We start from the raw sequence: 18,801 nt of genomic DNA on the forward strand, positions 1-18,801 counted from the left end.
CCTCAATATCGAAGCAAAATGGCGGATCCAATTATCGCCAACAGGATCGCTCTTGATCTCGGACGCGCCCTAGCTGCCATTCGACAGATAAGGCTCCGTTTAAGGCGCCCTGAGAAGACGGCGGAGTCTTGCTGTGGACATGGACGCCGCTGGTCTAATCGAAACCGTTGACCTCCCGACAGCACACGTCCCGGTCGCTCTAGCATCGCCACCGGCAATGGAGAGCTATTTCACAAGAGAGACATCTCATGTGCGAAGGTTGGGGATGTCCCCCTGTTCGACTTACTCTCCCCCCTCGTAGAAGAGCTCCAGCGGCAGACCGACCACTGCCTTCCCGATCCAGTCGCGCGCGATGACATTGGACGGCCCCATCGCGATCGCTGCACGGGCGTCGCGATAGGCGCGCTCGATCGGGCCGCGATGATAACCGTAGCCGCCCGTCACCGTCAGCGCGGTCGCGGCGACCTTGTTGGCGACCTCGGCGGCGTGCACCTTGAACTCGGTCAGCGGGATCAGGATTTCGCTTTGCGGCTTGCCGGCGCGCCAGAGCGCGTCGAGCTTGCCCGCGAGCTCATTGCGCCACGGCCGCAGCGTCTCGACCAGCACCTTGGCCGCGCCGAGCTCCTGGCGGATGGCCTGATAGTCCGACAGGCTCTTGTTCCTGTCCTTGTGCACGAAACTCGTGGTGTGGGCGATCGCAGCATTCAACGCGCCGCGCGCGACGCCTTCCCAGACCGCGCCGAGCCCGATCAGATAGACCGGCGACACGCCGTCATAGATGATTTCCTTGCCCTGCCCTTCGGCGCCGAGCCGGTCGCGCTGCGGCACGCGCACATTGCTGTAGCGGATCGGGCCCGAATGGTTGGCGCGCACGCCGAGCGCGTCCCAGGGCCGCGACTCGATCCCCTCCGCCTTGCCGTCGACAATGAAGAAGATGATGTCGGCCTGGTCCTTGGCGCCTGGCGTGCGCGTCTGCACCACGTAATAGTCGGCCTGGCCCGAGCTGGTCGTGAACGACTTCTCGGCGTTGACGCGGTAGTCTTCGCCGTCGCGCGAAGCTTCGGACAGATTGTACCACCAGTGACCGCCGGTGGCGCGTTCGCTGGTCGAGTAGGTGCCGAGCAGGCTGCCATTGCTGGCCTTCAGCCAGCGCTCCTTCTGATCGGTGTTTCCGAACAGGTTGATGGTCTGGGCCGCGCCGACGTGCATGACATAGACCAGGCCGGTGGAGGCGTCGGCCTGCCCGATCCGGTACGCCGCCTCGGCGAAATCCAGATGGCCGAGGCCGAGCCCGCCGAACTGGGTCTCGTTCAGCACGCCGGTCCAGCCGGCCTCCGCCAGCGCGCGAAGATTCTCGCGCGGGAAGCGGCTCTCGCGATCGTTGCGGTCGGCATTCACCTTCACCGTCGCGTCGATGGCGGCATCGAGCCTGGCATAAACGTCGTCGTCGATCTTGCGTGCGAGATTGTCGTTGGCCATGGTCAGTCTCTCCGGGTTGCAATCATGCGACAGCCTGCGTCGGCTGCTTCCGGCTGAGATCGCCCTGCGACGATCCGCCGAGATAATGGGTCTTGATGTCGGCACGCTGCCGCAGCTCGGCTGCGCTCCCTGCCAGCACGCTGCGCCCGTTCTCGAGCACCACCGCGTGATCGGAAAAGCGCAGCGCCACGGTCGAATTCTGCTCGGCGACCAGGATCGACAGCCCCTGCTCGCTGTTGAGCTGCTTGAGCGCGCGAAAGATCCCTTCGACGACCAGCGGCGCGAGCCCCATCGATGGTTCATCCAGCACCAGGAGCCGAGGCCGCGACATCAGGGCCCGGCCGATCGCCGTCATCTGCTGCTCGCCGCCGGAGGTCAGACCGGCGAGCGCGCGGCGATGCTGCTTCAGGCGCGGAAACAGCTGATAGATGCGCTCGAGGTCTGCGGCGATCTCGGTCCGCCGCGCATCACGCCCCATGGCGCCGGTGATGAGGTTTTCCTCCACCGTCAGCGAGGCAAAGCAATGCCGCCCCTCGAGCACCGGCACGAGGCCGGCGCGAACCAGCGTCGCCGCCGACGTGCCCGCGACATCGCGGCCGTCAAAGATGATCCGCCCGGCGGTGATCTGGCCGCGACGCGCCGAGAGCAGCGCCGAAATGGCCTGCAACGTGGTCGACTTGCCGGCGCCATTGGCGCCGAGCACGGCGACGATCTCGCCGCGACGCACCGCGAGCGAGACGTCGCTGACCGCCGCGATCGCGTGGTTGTAGGTGGCTGCGAGTGCCTCGACCGAAAGCAGGGTTTCACTCATCTGTTGATCCATGGCGTTGCAGGACGCGGGAGCCGGATAGCTCCCGCGGCCTGTGGCGGCGTCAGTTGCTGACCGCGTCGTCGCCGGAGGCTCGCACCTTGATGCCGTGCTCCTTGGCATAGGCGGCGGCCGACTTCTCGATGATCGGGCGAAGGAAGGCCCAGTCCGGCGCGATCCAGCCCGAGACGACTTTCCATTTGCTGCCATCCCACTGCTGGAAGGTGACCCGGCCGTCGCCTTCGTGATTGTCCCAGGTGACGTTGATCGAGTGGAACAGATCCTTGGCTCCGAGCGCTTCGACCCGCGCCGGATCGAGTTGAAGGTGCTCGAAGCCCCAGCGCACTTCGTCACCGGTCAGGGTGCGCTGGCCGAACTTCTTCTGCGCGATCCTGATCGCCTCGACATTGAGGATGCCGTTCACGATTCCCAGATTGTGGTAGACGCTGCCGATCCGCTTCTTGTCGTCGAGATTGCCCCTGCCGGCGCCGTAGACCGTCTTGATCACCTCCTGCAGCACCGGATATTGCTCGCCGGATGCCTGCGTCGTGATCGCGATATAGCCCTTGGCGGCGTCGCCGGCCGGAATCACGTCTTCCTCGGAATTGGACCAGACGTTGCCGATGATGTGGTCGGCGGGGAACCCGACCTTCTGCGCGGTCTTCAGCGCCACCGGATTCATCACGCCCCAGCCGCGCAGCACCACGTAATCGGGCTTCGCCCGGCGGATCGACAACCATTGCGATTGCTGCTCGTTGCCGGGGTGCGGGACCTCGATCTGCTCCAGGCTGAACTGATACTTGTCGGCCAGCAACTTGTAGATCGGGATGGTCTCCTTGCCGTAGGGCGAGCCGTGGTAGAGCACGACGAGCTTCTTGCCCTTCAGCTTGTCGACCCCGCCCTCGCGGCTCGCGATGTAGTTCACGATGCCCGAGGTCTCGCTGTAGGGATTGAGCAGCAATGGGAAGACGTAGGGAAACACGCGACCGTCGGTCGAATCGGTGCGGCCGTGATTGATGGTGATGAGCGGCACCTTGTCTTTGGTGATGCGGTCGATCATGGCATAGGCGATGCCGACCGACAGCGGATTCCACGCGGCAACCCCGGGCCGCCCCTTCAGCCGCTCATAGACCTCGACGCCACGCTCGACTTCGTACTGGGTCTCGCCCTCGTCCCAGGTCAGCTTGACGCCGTTGACGCCGCCATCGCGGATGTTGATCAGGTTGAGATAGTCGATGAACCCGCCGAAGAAGCCGGTGCCCCCGGCCGCATAGGGGCCGACCCGGTAGCTTTGCAGGGGGAAAAACTGCTCGTCGGCCCGCGCGGCAGGTAGCCCGGCCAGCACCGAGGCGACCGCCGCGGCAAAGGCAAATTTCAGATATCTCGATTTAATCATCTTGGACTCTCCAGTGGTGCGAAATGTCATGTGTTGCTGATGGCGGCCGGCCGCGTGACGGCGCTCCAAAGCCGATCCCACAGCGCGACCAGGCCGCGCGGTTCGGCAATCAGGAAGGCAATGATGAGCGCGCCGACGACGATGCGCTGGCTCATCTCCAGCACGCCCGAATCGAACACGCCGCCGAGCAAGGCCATGCCAGCGCGTGACAGGATCAACGGAAACACCACGATGAAGGCGGCGCCGAGAAACGCGCCGCGCAGCGAGGCCAGCCCGCCGATGATGATGATGAACAGGATCTGGAAGGAGCGGTCGAGATTGAAGCCGGCCGGCTCGACCGTGCGCAGATAGGCGAAGGCCCACAACACTCCGGCGATGCCGATCAGGAACGAGGAGACGGCGAAGGCCAGGAGCTTGGTGCGCAGCAGCGGCACGCCGATCACCTTGGCCGCGAGCTCGTGATCGCGCACCGCGATGAAGTTGCGGCCGCTCTGCGCGCGCAGCAGCCGCAAGGTCAGGAACGTCGCCACCACGACGACACTCAGCGAGAACACATAGCGCCCGGCCGGGCTTGTGAAGGTGAGCCCAGCCACGCTGAGCACCGGAGCATCGATCACGCCGGACGGATTGTCGTTGGAGAACCAGCCGAACTTGGTGAGGGCCCATTGCACGAAGAACTGCGCGGCCAAGCTCGATACCGCGAGATAGAACCCGCGCAGGCGCAGGCTTGGCAAGCCGAACACGATGCCGATCGCGGCCGCGATCAGGCCGGCGAGCACCAGATCGACGATCAGCGGCAGCTCCGGAATCCGGAGGTGAAGGTTGTAGGTGGCATAGGCTCCGACCGCGAGGAATGCGGCGGAGCCCAGCGACACCTGCCCGGCATAGCCGGTGAGAACGTTGAGCCCGACGGCGGCGAGCGCCAGCGCCAGAAATGGCGTCAGCACCGCGTCCATCAGATAGTCGGAACCAAGCAGTGGAACGGCGCCAAAGGCGATGACCGCTGCGGCGGCGATCGCAATGGTCCCGACGCCAGGCGCGAGCCGTCCTCCCGGTGCTGCTGCGCTCATCGCCTAGACCCTTTCCACCAGCTTCTGCCCGAACAGCCCGGACGGCCGCACCAGCAGCAGCACCAGTGCCACCACATAGGCGGCCCAGGCCTCGATGCCGCCGCCGAACAGCGGCCCGACATAGACTTCCGCAAGCTTCTCGATGGCGCCGATCAACAGACCGCCGATGATCGCACCGGCGATCGAATCGAAGCCGCCCAGCACCAGCACCGGCAATGCCTTCAATACGACCAGCGACAGCGAGAACTGGACGCCGAGACGCGCGCCCCACAACAGCCCCGCGACCAGCGCGACGATGCCGGAGGCGGTCCACACACTGGCCCAGACCCGCGACAGCCGCAGGCCGACGGCAAGTGCCGCGAACGGGTCGTCGGCAACCGCGCGGAACGAGAGCCCGGTTCGGGTGTAGCGGAAGAACAGCGCGAACAGCGCCACCAGACTCCCTGCGACTGCTGCGGCGAACAGATCGAACCGGCTGATGAAGACCCCGGCGATGTCGAGCGGCACGTCGCTGATCCCGATGTCGAGGCCGTGAACCTGCGTGCCCCACAACAGCTGCGCCGCGCCCTCGATCACGTAGGACAACCCGAGCGTTGCCATGAACAGCGTAATCGGCGGCTGGTTGACGAGCGGCCGCAGCACGGTTCGCTCGACGCTCACGCCCAGCACGACCATGATCGCGAGCGTGACCAGGAATGCGACCGGAAACGAGATGCCCCGCTCGATCAGGCTGACGAAGGTCAGCGCCGCGAACAGCAGCATCGCTCCTTGCGCGAAATTGAGCACGCCCGAGGTCTTGTAGATCAGCACGAAGCCGATCGCGACCAGCGAGTACATCACCCCCGACAGCAGGCCGCCGACCAGCACCTCGATCAGAAACTGATAGTCGAACATCAGATCACGAGCTCCGTGACGTCCTGATGCGCGACGCCGAGATAGGCGTCGATCACCGCCTGGTTGGATCTCACCTCGTCGGGCGTGCCGTCGGCGATCTTGCGGCCGTTGTCGAGCACCGCGATGCGATCGGACAATCCCATCACCACGGCGATGTCGTGCTCGATCAGCACGATGGTGGCGTCGTAGCTGTCGCGCGCGTTGCGCACGTGCTCGGACAGCTCGAGCTTCTCGCTCAACGTGACGCCCGCGAACGGTTCGTCCAGCAGCAGCAGCGCAGGCCGCGCGACCAGCGCCCGCGCCAGCTCGACCCGCTTCTGCAAGCCATAGGGCAAGGTTCCGGCGGCGCGCTCGCGGACATCGCCAAGATGCAGGAAGCGAATGACGTCGTCGGCGGCGGCGCGGTTCTCCGCCTCGATCCGGCGCGCCAGTGGCGAGCCGATGATCTGGCGCAGGAAACCTGTGCGGACACGATGCGCGAGCCCCATCAGGACATTGTCGAAAACCGACAGCCCCTTGAAGATCGCGAGGTTCTGGAACGTGCGCGCGACGCCGTGCGCAGCCAATCGCGCTGTCGGCACCTGAACGAACGCATGCTCGCCGAGCCACACCTGGCCGCGGTCGGGCCGATAGAGCCCGCTGATGACGTTGAGCAACGAGCTCTTGCCGGCGCCATTGGGCCCGATCACGGCGCGGATCTCACCCGGCGCCACCGCAAGGTCGACGTCGCGCAGCGCCGCGACGCCGCCGAATGTCAACGCGATGTCGCTCAACGCCAGCACCGGCCGTGCCGCGCGATCGGCGGCCGGCGCGAGCCGCCGATCGGGAGCATCGGCCATCGCCGTTGCCCGCGGCTTGCCTTCCGCTGGAGCCGCCTCCAGCGCAAGGACGTCAGCATTCGTCGCCATCGCCGTCACGTCGAAAGGCTCCCGATTATTCGGCGGCCTGGGCGTGCACGGCGGTTTTCGCCTCCAGCGCACGGACCAGCGGAATGACGCGGCGGCCGAAATATTCGACCTCTTCCTGGAAATGCAGGAAGCCGAGCAGCACGAGATCGACGCCGACTTCCTTCAGTGCCACGATGCGCTCGGCAATCTGCTCAGGCGTGCCGATCAGATTGGTCTTGAAGCCGTCATTGTACTGGACGAGGTCCTCGAAGCTCGACTTCGCCCAATTACCCTGACCTTCCGGCGAGGCCTTGCCGGCATTCTTCACCTCATGCGCGAAGGCGTTGACCGCATCGGGATCGGCGTTGACGACGATCTCGTCCAGCACCGCGCGCGCCTCGGCCTCGCTGTCCCGCGCGATCGCAAAGGCGTTGACGCCGATCTTGACGAAGTGATTGTTGGCTCGCGCCTTGGCCCGGATGTCGTCGACCTGTTTCTTGATCTCCTCGACCGAGTTGCCGTTGGTGAAGTACCAGTCCGACACCCGCGAGGCCATGTCGCGCGCGGCGCGCGAGCTGCCGCCCTGGAAGATCTCGGGCAATGGATACGCCGGCTTCGGCTTCAGCGTGTAGTCCGAGAAGCGGTAGAAATCGCCGCGGAACGTAAAATTGTCCTGCGTCCAGATCCCGCGCAGCGCGCGGATGAATTCTTCGGAGCGGCGATAGCGCTCGTCGTGGTCGAGCCAGGGCTCGCCGATCGCGGCGAACTCGCCGCGGAACCAGCCGCTGACGATGTTGACGGCAACGCGCCCCTCGGTCAGCTGGCTGATGGTGGCGATCTGCTTGGCGGCGACCGCCGGATTCCACGGTCCGGGCAGCAGCGCCGCGATCACCTTCAGCTTCGTGGTTGCGGCGAGCAAAGCGTGGCTGAAGGCGACCGGCTCATGCTGGAACTCGGCGCCATAACCGGCGGTGAAGCGGATCTGGCTCAGCGCATAATCGAAGCCAGCCTGCTCCGCGATCTGCGCCAGGCGGCGGTTATAGTCGATGTCCCATCCGGTTCGCTGTTCGATCTTGCTGATTACAAGGCCACCGGAAACATTTGGAACCCAGTAAGCGAATTTGACCTGATCATGGCTGGTAGTCATTTGAATTGCCTCAAACGTTGGACGCGAAGGGGTGAGGAAGGCAGCACGAAGCGTTCGCGCGGGTGCCCATCCAGCGGGTTACAGCGCGGCTCATGCGAGCTGCCGGCAGATTTGAACTAGGGGAAGGGTGGCCGATCAGTGTCCGTGATACGCGCCGGCACACGCTCGCTGCGTCAACAACACACCGTTCGACACGATGTCAGCGGCGCGGCGCGACTTCGAGATCGGTCAAACGGGCCATTGCAAGTCATCCGCATTCCCCTCGCAGGCAGCATCGGCGAACGATCAATAGTCTCAGAGAAAGCAGAGACGAGCGAGCCCAAGGCAATCTCTTTTTCAGCCAGTCCGGGAAAGCGGTATTCTTTTGTTGATGCAAAATGCATCGTTTGATGCTGAACGGTCGATTTTCTTCGGATTGAATGCGCCGCTAAACACCGAGCGACGCTTATAACGCGCTGGTATTGCGTCTAGCCCAGAGCCTTGCTGCTCCATTCGTAAGGCGAGCATGCATGCGCGAAGAGATGAGGAGCTGATTATCGCGGACCAATGTGGCTTTTGCGCACCTCCAGGAGATGTCGGCAAATTCTTCCAGCGATTGGTAATTGCCCGATGAAGCCAAAAGCATTTCTCTGTCGAAGCCAATATCAATTACCGCATGGTAGGCCGGAGTGGCCGTCCGGTTAGAAATGCGAGCAATATTCGGGATGGCTTTTTTTGCTTTTGGGTTTCTGCGTGGCAACCGAAGCCACGGCATCAAAAGCGATATGGCAATATGTGTTTTTGTACCTTAAGCTGTATCTGCAATGCTCAGGAGGTTGCCAGCATGGATGGTGCAGACTCGATGTCTGATTTGGTCGATTTCGCGTTCGAGATCGCTGGAAGCGCAGGTTCTCACGCCACCGAATGGTTTCGACGGCCGATAGACATCAACACGAAGGATGACGAGAGCCCCGTTACGGAGGCGGATCGGCGTGTCGAGGAAGCCATCAGAAAGGCGATTTCCGCTCGATTTCCAGAGCATTCGATTTTCGGTGAAGAATACGGGATCCAGGGTGATCTCGATTCGCCGACGTGGGTGGTCGATCCCATAGATGGCACGCGCAGCTTCATTTCCGGGTCTCCGCTTTGGGGAACGCTGGTCGCGCTCGCTATCCAAGGGCGATCACAGATTGGCGTCGTCGAGATGCCCGCATTGCGGGAACGCTGGACGGGCGCAACCGGCCTGGGTAGCTGGTTTGTCAACTCGAGCGGCATTCGCACAAAATGCCAAGTTCGCGACTGCCGGCGCCTCGCCGATGCGAACTTCTACACCACGTCGCCCCTCTATTTTGCAGAATCAGAACGCGATCAAATCCTGGGCATCAGCCAAGCTGCCCGGATGTGTCGCTTCGGCGGCGATTGCTATAATTATGGGTTGCTTGCATCGGGGCACATCGACCTCGTCATCGAGACGCGGATGGAGCCTTACGATTTCATGGCGTTGGTGCCGGTGATCGAAGAAGCCGGCGGCATTGTCACCGACTGGGAGGGCAAGCCGCTCACGATCACCTCCGGCAAGCGGGTCATCGCTGCAAGCACGGCAGAACTCCACGCCGAAGTTCTGCCGTTGCTCTAGAAACGATAGAAGCGCGGCTGAATCGGTCAGTACGTGGAAGGATGGGCACCAGCATCATGTCGGTTGGACGCATAGAGCCTATTGTCGTATCGCGCTATGGCCCGAAGTCGACGATAGAAACTGCTAAGATACTGGGGAGCATCTATGGGGCAAGGGGAACGACGGCGTTACATTCGAGCGATCTTGGCAACGTTCGGCACGCTAAGCGTTGATCGGCTGACGGAAGATTTTGGAGTATCGCTCGAACCGATACGCCGCGATCTCATGGAAACGAAAAGAGCGGAAAGCTCCGCCGGGTCCGCGGCGGAGTCATTCCGGTTGCCAAGGACAAGGAGGCTCCCTGCCAATTGCGCACTGCCGTACGTAGCCGCGAGAAAAGAGCGATTGCCAGGGCAGCGGCAGCAATGGTCGAGGCCGGTCAGACGATCTATCTCGACGCGGGAAGCACGACAACCACCCTGGCCCAACGCTTAGCTCAGATGGAAGGGCCCATTGTCGTCACCAGCTCGGTAAATGCCGCCAAGTGCATGACATCCGTGGGAGATTGCACACAGCGCGGAAACAGGGCGGTGATCCTGGGTGGGGACAGACGATCCGCCCGCAACGCTCTGGGCCATTACCGTCAATGAGATAGCTCGCTACCGAGAAGATTTCGCGATGGCCTCTCCTTTCGGTCTCGATGCGACCGCTGGTGCGACGAGCCACATCCCGACGAAGCAGAGATAGCAAGAGCGATGCTTGCTCATGCGCGGAAGCGCGTTATTCTCGCCGACTATTCCAAAGTAGGTGTCGTTAGCCGGGTTTCATATTGCGCGCTGGTAGACGCTGACTGCGTGATCGTCGACGTCAGAGCCCGTCAGAACGCCATGTTTTCCGCAACTGTGCTCAGTCAATCCGAACGTAGTTGTCGCTGGGGGACCGCGGCGCATCGAGAGGCACGTGAGGCATTTCCCACATCCCCAACATACCTAGGCTCCAAATTTCTAAAAACTCAGCAGGCCAGTATCCAGCCCGATACGATAGAGAGTTCATTGTCGAAGAAGATCGTAGTTTGTCTTGAGAAACTGGACCCTGACGCCTTGGGCTTGGTCCCGTACCAAGCGGCGGATCTTCAAGGTTGCGGGCCAAGCGGATCATAGAGTGTCCCCTTTCCGCATGTAGCCGATCACCTGCGCCGTTTCCTTGGCGAGGAGAGATCGATGAAGGAGCGGTGAAGGTGTATACTGACGAACTGACGATCGATTCTGAGGGTGTCTAACCCATCATAACAACCTGCCCCGTCCTACCCTTTCAGTGACTCACGTGCTGTCAAAAAAATCTGAAACGAACCCAGTTGTGAGCTGCGGTGAGGCTCTAGCGACCGCTTGCGGCTCGCGCCATTGTACGGCCATCGAATTGCTCAGAAGTGAGCGGAGCGCGTGTCCGATGTAGCGCAGCGCTGTGCTGCCTGTGCGGATATAGCCGCGCACCCGGATCGCTCGTGGGCACGTGCACGTGGTTGCTGCGCGATTGTCCGCGGAAGTCGCTGCCGCCCTCGTCATCGCCGTCCTCCTTGAAACTGCTCTGCCCGGCCCAGGCCTAGATCAACGTGCCATCCACACTGAAATGTTCGCCCGACAACCATCCCCGGTCATTGACGATCTCCACCACTTTGTTGAACAGCGCGACCACCGCATCGTGTTCGATCAATCGCTCGCAGTTCTTACGACCGTAGCCGGCCGCTTACCGATCCAGCATGACGTCCGGATGGTCGGCCTTGCGCCGGCTCAGGGCGGTGTCGCTCATGTTCGCTCCATCGGTCGCATTGGGCGACGAATCGGACCGACGGCAGTGCGCGGACGCCATCGCCTCCCGCGCGTTCAGGCCGGCGCACGCTAGCCTCCCCCCACAGCGTCGCTGCGGTAGCGGCTGGTCGAGGTCTGGTAGTACTGAGCGCGGATGGCCGCCATGGCCTCGATCAACGCGCCCCATGGCGCGGGAAAGCGTTCTTCCGCCATCACCCCGTGCAGCATGCGCGTATGGCCGGCCAGCTCGTCGTTAAGGAACTCCACCACAGGCATAGCCGGATAGCGTTGCAGCAGCAGGATCGCGGCGTTGCCGGCCTCGCCGGCCGACCTGTCCTTGTCTCGTCCATGCAGATCGTTCTGTAGGCGCCCTATCGCGGAAATGAGTCGCAGGACCTGACGAAACGCCGGACGCGCGCGCAAGGTCGCCATGTCCAACCCCCACAGCAACGACAAGCAACAGAACACGTTCACGTAGGCGATCGAATCGATGCCGTTGTGCAGGTACTCGGCGTAAGACCAGCGTTCCGCCTCTGGCGCCCGCGCCTGTCCGGCGCGCAGCGCAGCGCAGTAGCGCCGGGTATCGTGGAGAAGCTGAGCATAGTCGCGACGATCGTAGGCAAGCGCCGCCAGCGAAGCGCGTAGCACAGCGCAGCCCTCGAATCCGGGGAGCGCGCACGGCTCGCCCTGCCCTAGTGCCTGCTCCACCGCGGCGAGTTGTTCCGACGCGATCAGGCCGAGGTCGTTGCAATCGTCGAGCCAGAACAGCAGCGCCAATTCGCGATAGAACGCCACGATCAGCGTTTCGTCCTGCGGATCGCGGCCGGTGCGGGCGCTGGTATCGCGTAGGCTCGGGTGGATGCACTGCAGGATGTACTGGCCGCCCCTGACCGCTTCCATGGCATGCTCGTCGGCGAACCCGGTCAGGGAACGCCCCCACTCCAGCACCTGCTGCAGCGCGCGTTGGGGCTGGATCATCGCGCCGCTCCTGTTTCCTCGGCCTGGACGCGCCGCCCCCAATGAAGCGAGAGCCACAACCCGGCGAGTTCGGCCACGCGCACGACCCGGGTGGGGCAATACAGTTCCTTGCCGATCCACAGCGGCGTTTGCGGCAGTGCATACGCCGCATGGCGGGCGAGCATCCACTCCAACGCACGCGCGACCGCCTGCGCGATGCGCCAGCGCCCTGTCGGCTCTTCGCTGCCGTCCATCACGCGCAACGCAAACAACGCATAGGCGGTTTCCTCGAATGTGGACGCGCGACCCGCGCCCCAGCCGCCGTCGTCGCGCTGCGCCTGTATCAGCGCCGCCAGCGCGCGCTCGTCGCGCCACTGGGGCTTGCCTTGCGCCAGCGCAGCGATCGCATGCGCGGTGGGATACAGCCACGAAACGTGCCATTTTTCGTTGTTCCATAGACCATACGGGTTGCGATTGGCCTCAACGTAGGCGCTGGTGCCGGCGGCGGGCTTTCCCAATAGTCGCAAGGCATGCAGGGCATGGATGTTGGTCGACACCGAAGCATTTCGCTCGCCGGGGAAGGTGGCGAACAGATCGCCGATTTCGAAATGGCGCAACGCATCGACCGCCGGGTCACGGCCAGCAAGGTGCAGGACGCATAACGCAACGGCGGTGTCGTCCGCATCGGCCGCGAAGTGCAAGGCCGGCCCCAGACCGCGCCCGCTCAGACGCGCGTCGAGCCGCGCGACTATCCCGCGCACCGCCTCGGCGAGCGCGGGATGCGCAAACAGCCCGGCCAAATGCAGGGTGTACAGCGACCAGCATGGCTCGAACACATTGATCGGCCAGACGTTGGGAACGACACCTTCGATGCCGCTGCGCGTTGCCCGCGATGCCGTCTGCAAATACGCGTCGGCGCGCGCGACCTGCGGCGTGCTCCCCTGTGTCGCGACATGCGCGCGCCACGCGACGGTGGCCGCCGGACTGATGCCGATGCTGCCGTCCTCATCCGGGCGTGCAGTGGTCGGCGACGTCCCCCAGGCTTCCCAGGAGTGCAGCAGCGGATGGCCGCTCGGCAACGTCGCCACCGCCGCCAGCTTGATCAGGCACGCTTGCCGCAACGGCAACAGCGCTGGGTGGCGCGGAAACGTCACGCCGCCCAGCAAGGATGCGGCCTCGCCGCAAAGCTGTGGCAGAATGAGTTCCGCGCCGATCGGCGCGTCTTCCGGGACTGCACGCGCATAGGGATCGGGCTGGCGCTGGAGGAACCGGGTTGCAGCCTGGACTGCGTCGGCAGCGCCGGAAAGAGGACAGGCGCGCTGCAATGCCAGCAATGCCGCCCACGTAGGCGCATGGCGGAACAGCGGAAAGTCCGCGCTTCCCCATCCGCCATCGGCCTGTTGCTGCGCGATGACCCACGCGTATGCGTCCTGCCGACCGGTGACGTCGCCGTGAAACCGCAGAGCTCGCGCCGTGTCGTAGACGGACGGACCGACGCTGCCGCCATCGCTCATCTCGCTCAGCAGATGACGCAATTCGGAAATGATCTGTTCGGAGAGCGCGTTCACGCGGGATGCTCCTCCTGCAGACGGATGGGCAGACGTCGAGCATGTCGCCGCGGGCCGTCGCATAGGCAGTGCCGGACGGCCGCTCTGCTCCGGCGCGGGCGCCCCGATGCTGGCGCCGGGCCGCCGCATAGGCTTGCGCTCAGCGTGCCGCGGCCGTGCGGGGCAACCGCTGCGATCGGTGCCGGAGACTTCGCACACAGTGCAGCATGCACCGCTGCCGCCAGCCGATCGCAGCGGCACACGGGCATCTCCAAGCGGACGGGCACGCTCATGCGCATGGCGCGTGCTTGAACAGATACGCGTTGGCCTGCTGCAGGATGTGCGCCAACCGTTCTGCACCCGGCCCCAGCGGCGCGATGGCCTCCCCGGCATCGCGCAACAGATCCAGCGCGAACTGGCGCGCTGCCTGCAGTCCCATGATCGACGCGCAGGTCGGCTTCTTCGTCGCCGCGTCCTTGCCGGGGGTCTTGCCCAGCGTCGCGGCATCCGCTGTCACGTCGAGAATGTCGTCGATCACCTGCAACGCCAGGCCGAAACAGGCGCCGTAGCGATCGAGCGCACAGTACAGCGCAGCGTGCGCGGCATCCTCCGCGATGGCACATAGCGCGCCCATGCGAACGGACGCGCGCACTAGCGCTCCGCTCTTCATCCGGTACATCGCCACGATCCTGTCCAGCTCCGCGTGCTTTCCAACCAGCGACAGATCGATGGCCTGCCCGCCTGCGGCACCCTCGGCGGACACCGCCTGCGCCAGTTCGCGCACGAGCGCGATACGGTAGTCGCCCGGCGCATCCAGGCTGGCCAGGGTCAGAAAGGCGTGCGCCTGCAACGCATCGCCGACCAGGATCGCAGTAGCTTCACCGAACTTGACGTGCACGGTCGGAAGGCCGCGGCGAAGCACGTCGTCGTCCATCGCCGGCAGATCGTCGTGGACCAGGGTGCAAGCGTGCATCATCTCGATGGCAGCGCCGACGCCGTCGAGCATGTGCGCCGGCGTGTCGGACAGTGCGCCGGCAGCCAGGCAGAGCAAGGCACGGGTGCGCTTCCCGCCATGCAAGGTGGCGTAGCGCATCGCGGCCATCAGCTCGGTCTCGCCGTCACGTTCGACAAAGAGAAGGCGCGCCAGCACCTGTTCGACCCGCTTTGCACCGTCCTGCATCCAGATCTCGGGCAGCAGCCCGCCGGATGTGCCGCGCGCCGGCGCGCCCAATCCGCGGAGCGCGGAATCACCAGTTCTGTCGTCCTGTGGCGTGGAACCGGTCTGCATGTTGTTCATGTCCTTGTCCCCGACAAGCGAGCCCCCGAGGTTTTGTCGGCGTCGGACCGTGCGCGCGCCGAGTGCAGCATTGCCGCGCGTCGCCGGCGCCGCTGCCTCGCCTCATGCGCATGGGATGCCGGCTCATGAGAATCCGATGCGCATAGTCATGGACGGATGTGCGGTCGGGTAATAGCGCCGGCCTTTTTCGGCGTCGCTCAGCAACCGCGGCCGCACCCCGGCCTCGTGCATGGTCAGCGCCAAGGCGATGCAGAACTGCACCAGTTCCAGCCATGCCAAGTGGTAGCCCATGCAGACGTGAGGGCCGGTTCCGAACTGCAGCATGTCCATCGGACGGATCGGTTCGGTGCGTTGCAGCCACCGCGCCAGCCGAAACTGATCAGGCGCCTCGTGCAGCAGCGCCGAGGTCGAGAAATGCAGCAGCGGGATGCACAGATCGGTGCCCGCGGGAATGCGCCGTTGGCCGACTCGCAATTCACGCACTGCGCGACGCACCAGGAGCGGCGTCGCCGGATGCACGCGCAGCGTCTCGCGGAACAGCGCCTCGGCGACCGGACACTGCGCCAGATCCGCGTGCCGGGTCGGCACCGCACCCACGCGTTGCGCCTCCTCGACCAGGGCGTCCCACAGCCCAGGCTGCCGCGCCATCTCGATCACCATCCAGGCCATCGTCGAGGCGGTGGTGTCGTGACCACCAAGCAGCAGCAAGCGGATATTTGCGACCAGGACGTCATCGGAAAGCGCATCGTCACTGCGATCGAAGGCGCTCACCATGTCGTTGATCAACCCGGTGCGCGAGGCATGTTCGCGCGCGGCGCGGACGAACTCGCGCAACCGTGCATCGATCCAGTCGCGGGCGGCGCGGCCGCGCCGCAATGGCAGTCCGGGCAGGTCGACCGGGGGCGCGACGATCAGCTGCAGCAGTTGCCGGTACTTGCGATGCCATCCCGGCAGGTCCTGCGCGGGGATTCCCATGAGACTGAAGATGAGCTTGAGCATCAGATCGCCGGTTTCGCGCAGGATGGTTACGTCGCCGCGGTCGCGCCACCTCTGCACGCGCGCCCGGATGACGGGCGCGAACAGCTCGCCGATGCCGGCCTGGGTCAGTCCCTTGGGCAGAAGCGCCACCTGGATCGCATCGCGCGCCTGCCGGTGCGCGATGCCGTCCTGGGCAACCAACGTTCCGCCAAACAATTCGGGCGCGATGTCTTCGATCAGCGCCGAAGACACGTCCTTGTGCCGGAGCAGTGCGAGAGCGTCCGGATCCAGACTGGTCATCAGATGTCCGGCAGGGCCGAAATCCAGCCAGAAGTGGCTGCCCAGCGTCCGTTCCGCGCGCCGCAGCAGGCGCGGCAGGTCGCAGACGACGGCGGGAAGATGTCCGACCAAGGGGAAAGCGCCCGGCACGACCGGGATGTCGTGCCGCAGCCGATGCCGACGGTTCAGCGGGTTGAGCAACATGTCCATCAGCAGCCCCGCGACGCGTCCGCTTCGGCGGTCTTGCCGGAAGGCCGCGCGGCGCGGCTGTTGCCACCATCGGCGTACGTCGGCACATGCGCCAGCATGCCGCCGTCGATGCACACGACCTGGCCAGTAATGAACGCAGCATCGTCGGAGAGCAGGAACTTCACCAGCGCGGCCACGTCGTCGGGGCGGCCGACGCGCGGCAGGAGCTGGTGCCGGCGCAGATGCCATTGCGTGCACTCGTCCAGCTTGGCGAGGAGACGATCGGTCATGATGAGACCCGGCGCAACCGCGTTGCAGCGGATCTGCGCATGACCGTACTGGGTGGCGAGCGAGGCGGACAGCATGTTCATCGCTGCCTTCGACGCGGCGTAGGACGTCTGCGCGGTGTCACCGCTGAGCCCCTGGCACGACGACATGTTGACGATCGCGCCACCACCGCGGGCGATCATCCGTGGGATGGCCTGCCGGCAGCAGAGCAACGTGCCGCGCAGATTGGTCGCCATTGTCTGATCCCAGACCGCCAGGTCCAGGTCGAGGATCGCGCTGTCGCGCGGAGTCAGATGCATGGCGCTCGCGTTGTTCACCAGCAGGTCGACCCCACCGAAGTGTCGCTCCGCCGTTTCGAACAGCGCAGCCACCGCCTGTGCATCGGCGATGTCTGTGGCCGAGGCAAGCGCCCGGTCCGCCTCGGATGCAATTTGCGCGGTGCAGGCGATGGCCGCCGAGCCATCAATGTCGGCGACCACCACCCTGCCTCCCTCGCGCGCGATAGCAAGGGCGCATGCCTTGCCGATGCCAGCGCCGGCACCGGTCACCACGGCCACCTTGTCTTCAAACCGTCCCATCGTGTCCTCCTGGATGGCGTTGGTCTCTTGCGGCATGCCGCTCGGCCTCCGGTGGAGAAGGCGGAGGGTCGGCGCTGCCGCGCTCGTCATCGCCAGCGTCGCTTTCGATGACCCGAATGGCGGCGACTGGGCACTGGCTCGCCGCCAGCCTCACGGCGGCGTGCAGCGCCTGCGGGACCGTCGCCACGCATACTTCGGCCACGCCGTCCGATTCGCGCTGGCGAAAGGTGCCCGGCAGCGTCAGCACGCACTGCCCGCTGGTTCCGCACAGATCCTGGTCGACCACGACGCGCATCTCAGCTCCGCTGCGCATGCAGCCGCACCGGCAGCGCGCGGAACGTCCGAAGGAACGCGGAGGGCTCCCGGGTCGGCTGCCCGGCCAACGCCAGCGCGGGGAAACGGGCCTGGATCCGCGGCAGGCTCTCGGCCAATTGCACCCGGGCCAGTTGCGCACCGAGGCAGAAGTGAATGCCGTGGCCGAAGCTCAGCATGATCTGCCCGTCGGTCGACATACCTGGACTGGTGCCGTAGAACCGCGCCGGATCGAAGCGATCGGGATCGGCGAAGGCGTCCGGGTCGCGATTGCCGGACGCGATCAGCACGCGCACGTCCGCGTTCTTCGGGATCACCACGCCGCCCAGTTCGATGTCGCGCTGGGCGATACGCGGAATGGAGCTGAACATCGCGGGCGCGTCGCAGCGCAGGACTTCTTCGACGAACGCCTTCACCCCCACGGCGTCTCCCTGCAGCCAGTGCCTCTGTTGGGGATACGCCAACATCGCCAGGACCGCATGGTCGATGGTGGCAGCAGTGGTGGCGAAGCCGCCGAGCAGCATGCCCCACAACATGCTGATCAACTCCGCATCCGACAGCGTGTCGGCATCATCGTCGTGTGCGCCGACGAGCATCGACACGATGTCGTGGCGGGGATCGGTGCGCTTGCACTGTATGAGGCCGCCGAAATAGGCCTTCACTCTGGCACTGGCCGCGTCCGCCGCGGCGAGCTGGGGATCGCTGGCGTGCGGGCTCAGGCCTTCCAGAATGGCGCCGATGCCGACGGCGAGCCCGAACATGTCGTCCTGGGGCATGCCAAACAGTTCAGCGAAGACCAGCATGGGCAAGACCAGCGCGAATTCCCGATGCAGGTCCACGGCGTCCCCGCGCTCCAGTGCGGGCGCCATGCCGTCCAGGCGCGCGGCGACGATGCGCGCGATGCTCGGCCGCAGGTCGTCGATCTGGCGCATGGTGAAATCGCGCGAGATCAGCCGGCGCAGACGCGTATGCGCCGGTGGGTTCTTCATCGCCAGCGTGGACGCCAGCAGATTGAGCGACAGGCTGGTCGCCGCATGCGGAAAATAGCGCGCCAGCTCGCCCGGCGCCGGTCCCAGAAACGCATCGCCCGTGGCCTTGAGCGCCCAGTAAATGTCGGCGTGGCGGCTCAACAGAAAGAGGCCCGACGCCGCACGATGCACCGGATCGGTCTCGCGCAACCACCGCATGAACGGATATGGGTCGTGGATGCACGCTGGCGACGCCAGTTCGGCGAAAGCATCCGGGCATGCTGCCGTGGTTTCTTGCACGTCCATCCTGATTACCTGTCGGCGGCTT

The 18,801-nt window shown here is 64.8% G+C and carries 16 protein-coding genes and 2 pseudogenes; 3 read left to right on the forward strand and 15 right to left on the reverse strand.

Annotation, left to right across the window (positions count from 1 at the left end):
* Positions 1–282 precede the first annotated feature (282 nt).
* The 7 genes from J2R76_RS20550 to sfnG all read right to left on the reverse strand — a co-directional run bounded on the left by J2R76_RS20550 (position 283) and on the right by sfnG (position 7,681).
* Positions 283–1,479, reverse strand: coding sequence for an acyl-CoA dehydrogenase family protein (locus tag J2R76_RS20550; protein ID WP_253624816.1), 1,197 nt, complete (start codon positions 1,477–1,479; stop codon positions 283–285).
* Between the two features lie 22 nt (positions 1,480–1,501).
* Positions 1,502–2,290, reverse strand: coding sequence for an ABC transporter ATP-binding protein (locus tag J2R76_RS20555; protein WP_253624818.1), 789 nt, complete (start codon positions 2,288–2,290; stop codon positions 1,502–1,504).
* A 61-nt stretch (positions 2,291–2,351) separates the two neighbouring features.
* Positions 2,352–3,683, reverse strand: a complete 1,332-nt coding sequence (locus tag J2R76_RS20560; protein ID WP_253624819.1) for an ABC transporter substrate-binding protein — start codon at positions 3,681–3,683, stop codon at positions 2,352–2,354.
* Positions 3,684–3,709: 26 nt separating this feature from the next.
* Positions 3,710–4,753 (reverse strand): branched-chain amino acid ABC transporter permease, encoded by a 1,044-nt coding sequence (locus J2R76_RS20565; protein WP_253624820.1) that lies wholly within the window; start codon positions 4,751–4,753, stop codon positions 3,710–3,712.
* Between the two features lie 3 nt (positions 4,754–4,756).
* Positions 4,757–5,647, reverse strand: coding sequence for a branched-chain amino acid ABC transporter permease (locus tag J2R76_RS20570; protein WP_253624821.1), 891 nt, complete (start codon positions 5,645–5,647; stop codon positions 4,757–4,759).
* The gene (locus J2R76_RS20575; RefSeq protein ID WP_375166520.1) at positions 5,647–6,555 is read right to left on the reverse strand and encodes an ABC transporter ATP-binding protein; all 909 of its coding nucleotides are present in this window, start codon (positions 6,553–6,555) and stop codon (positions 5,647–5,649) included. Before J2R76_RS20575 ends, J2R76_RS20570 begins: the two co-directional genes overlap by 1 nt.
* A gap of 25 nt (positions 6,556–6,580) precedes the next feature.
* Positions 6,581–7,681, reverse strand: coding sequence for a dimethylsulfone monooxygenase SfnG (gene sfnG / locus J2R76_RS20580; protein WP_253624822.1), 1,101 nt, complete (start codon positions 7,679–7,681; stop codon positions 6,581–6,583).
* 823 nt (positions 7,682–8,504) lie between these two features.
* On the opposite strand from sfnG, the gene hisN reads away from it, so the two are divergent.
* The 3 genes and pseudogenes from hisN to J2R76_RS41100 all read left to right on the forward strand — a co-directional run.
* Complete coding sequence (hisN, locus tag J2R76_RS20585) at positions 8,505–9,296, forward strand: histidinol-phosphatase (RefSeq protein WP_253624823.1); 792 nt, start codon at positions 8,505–8,507, stop codon at positions 9,294–9,296.
* Positions 9,297–9,440: 144 nt separating this feature from the next.
* On the forward strand, positions 9,441–9,770 hold the full coding sequence (locus J2R76_RS41095; protein ID WP_375166521.1) for a DeoR family transcriptional regulator: 330 nt from the start codon (positions 9,441–9,443) through the stop codon (positions 9,768–9,770).
* Positions 9,674–10,435 (forward strand): annotated as a pseudogene (locus tag J2R76_RS41100) (hypothetical protein); the annotation flags it as partial. The gene J2R76_RS41095 and the pseudogene J2R76_RS41100, both read left to right, overlap by 97 nt.
* Positions 10,436–10,708: 273 nt before the next feature.
* On the opposite strand, the pseudogene J2R76_RS20590 reads toward J2R76_RS41100, so the two are convergent.
* From J2R76_RS20590 to J2R76_RS20625, 8 genes and pseudogenes are all read right to left on the reverse strand, one after another.
* Positions 10,709–11,000, reverse strand: a pseudogene (locus J2R76_RS20590) (IS5/IS1182 family transposase); the annotation flags it as partial.
* A gap of 170 nt (positions 11,001–11,170) precedes the next feature.
* Positions 11,171–12,058, reverse strand: a complete 888-nt coding sequence (locus tag J2R76_RS20595) for a hypothetical protein (RefSeq protein ID WP_253624824.1) — start codon at positions 12,056–12,058, stop codon at positions 11,171–11,173.
* Positions 12,055–13,605 carry a hypothetical protein gene (locus J2R76_RS20600; RefSeq protein ID WP_253624825.1) on the reverse strand — a complete coding sequence of 517 codons (1,551 nt, stop codon included), beginning with the start codon at positions 13,603–13,605 and terminating at the stop codon, positions 12,055–12,057. The genes J2R76_RS20595 and J2R76_RS20600 overlap by 4 nt, the downstream gene beginning before the upstream one ends.
* 268 nt (positions 13,606–13,873) lie before the next feature.
* A complete protein-coding gene (locus tag J2R76_RS20605) occupies positions 13,874–14,872 on the reverse strand; it encodes a polyprenyl synthetase family protein (protein WP_253626064.1) in 999 nt (332 codons plus the stop codon).
* Between the two features lie 132 nt (positions 14,873–15,004).
* On the reverse strand, positions 15,005–16,348 hold the full coding sequence (locus tag J2R76_RS20610; protein ID WP_253624826.1) for a cytochrome P450: 1,344 nt from the start codon (positions 16,346–16,348) through the stop codon (positions 15,005–15,007).
* Positions 16,348–17,193, reverse strand: a complete 846-nt coding sequence (locus J2R76_RS20615) for an SDR family oxidoreductase (RefSeq protein ID WP_253626065.1) — start codon at positions 17,191–17,193, stop codon at positions 16,348–16,350. Before J2R76_RS20615 ends, J2R76_RS20610 begins: the two co-directional genes overlap by 1 nt.
* Positions 17,180–17,488: a ferredoxin gene (locus J2R76_RS20620; protein ID WP_076827908.1), complete on the reverse strand. Its 309-nt coding sequence runs from the start codon at positions 17,486–17,488 to the stop codon at positions 17,180–17,182. The genes J2R76_RS20615 and J2R76_RS20620 overlap by 14 nt, the downstream gene beginning before the upstream one ends.
* A 1-nt stretch (position 17,489) precedes the next feature.
* The gene (locus tag J2R76_RS20625; RefSeq protein ID WP_253624827.1) at positions 17,490–18,779 is read right to left on the reverse strand and encodes a cytochrome P450; all 1,290 of its coding nucleotides are present in this window, start codon (positions 18,777–18,779) and stop codon (positions 17,490–17,492) included.
* Positions 18,780–18,801 lie beyond the last annotated feature (22 nt).

Origin of the sequence: Bradyrhizobium sp. USDA 4532 (assembly GCF_024171315.1) — a bacterium.
In the GTDB taxonomy this organism is placed as follows: domain Bacteria; phylum Pseudomonadota; class Alphaproteobacteria; order Rhizobiales; family Xanthobacteraceae; genus Bradyrhizobium; species Bradyrhizobium australafricanum.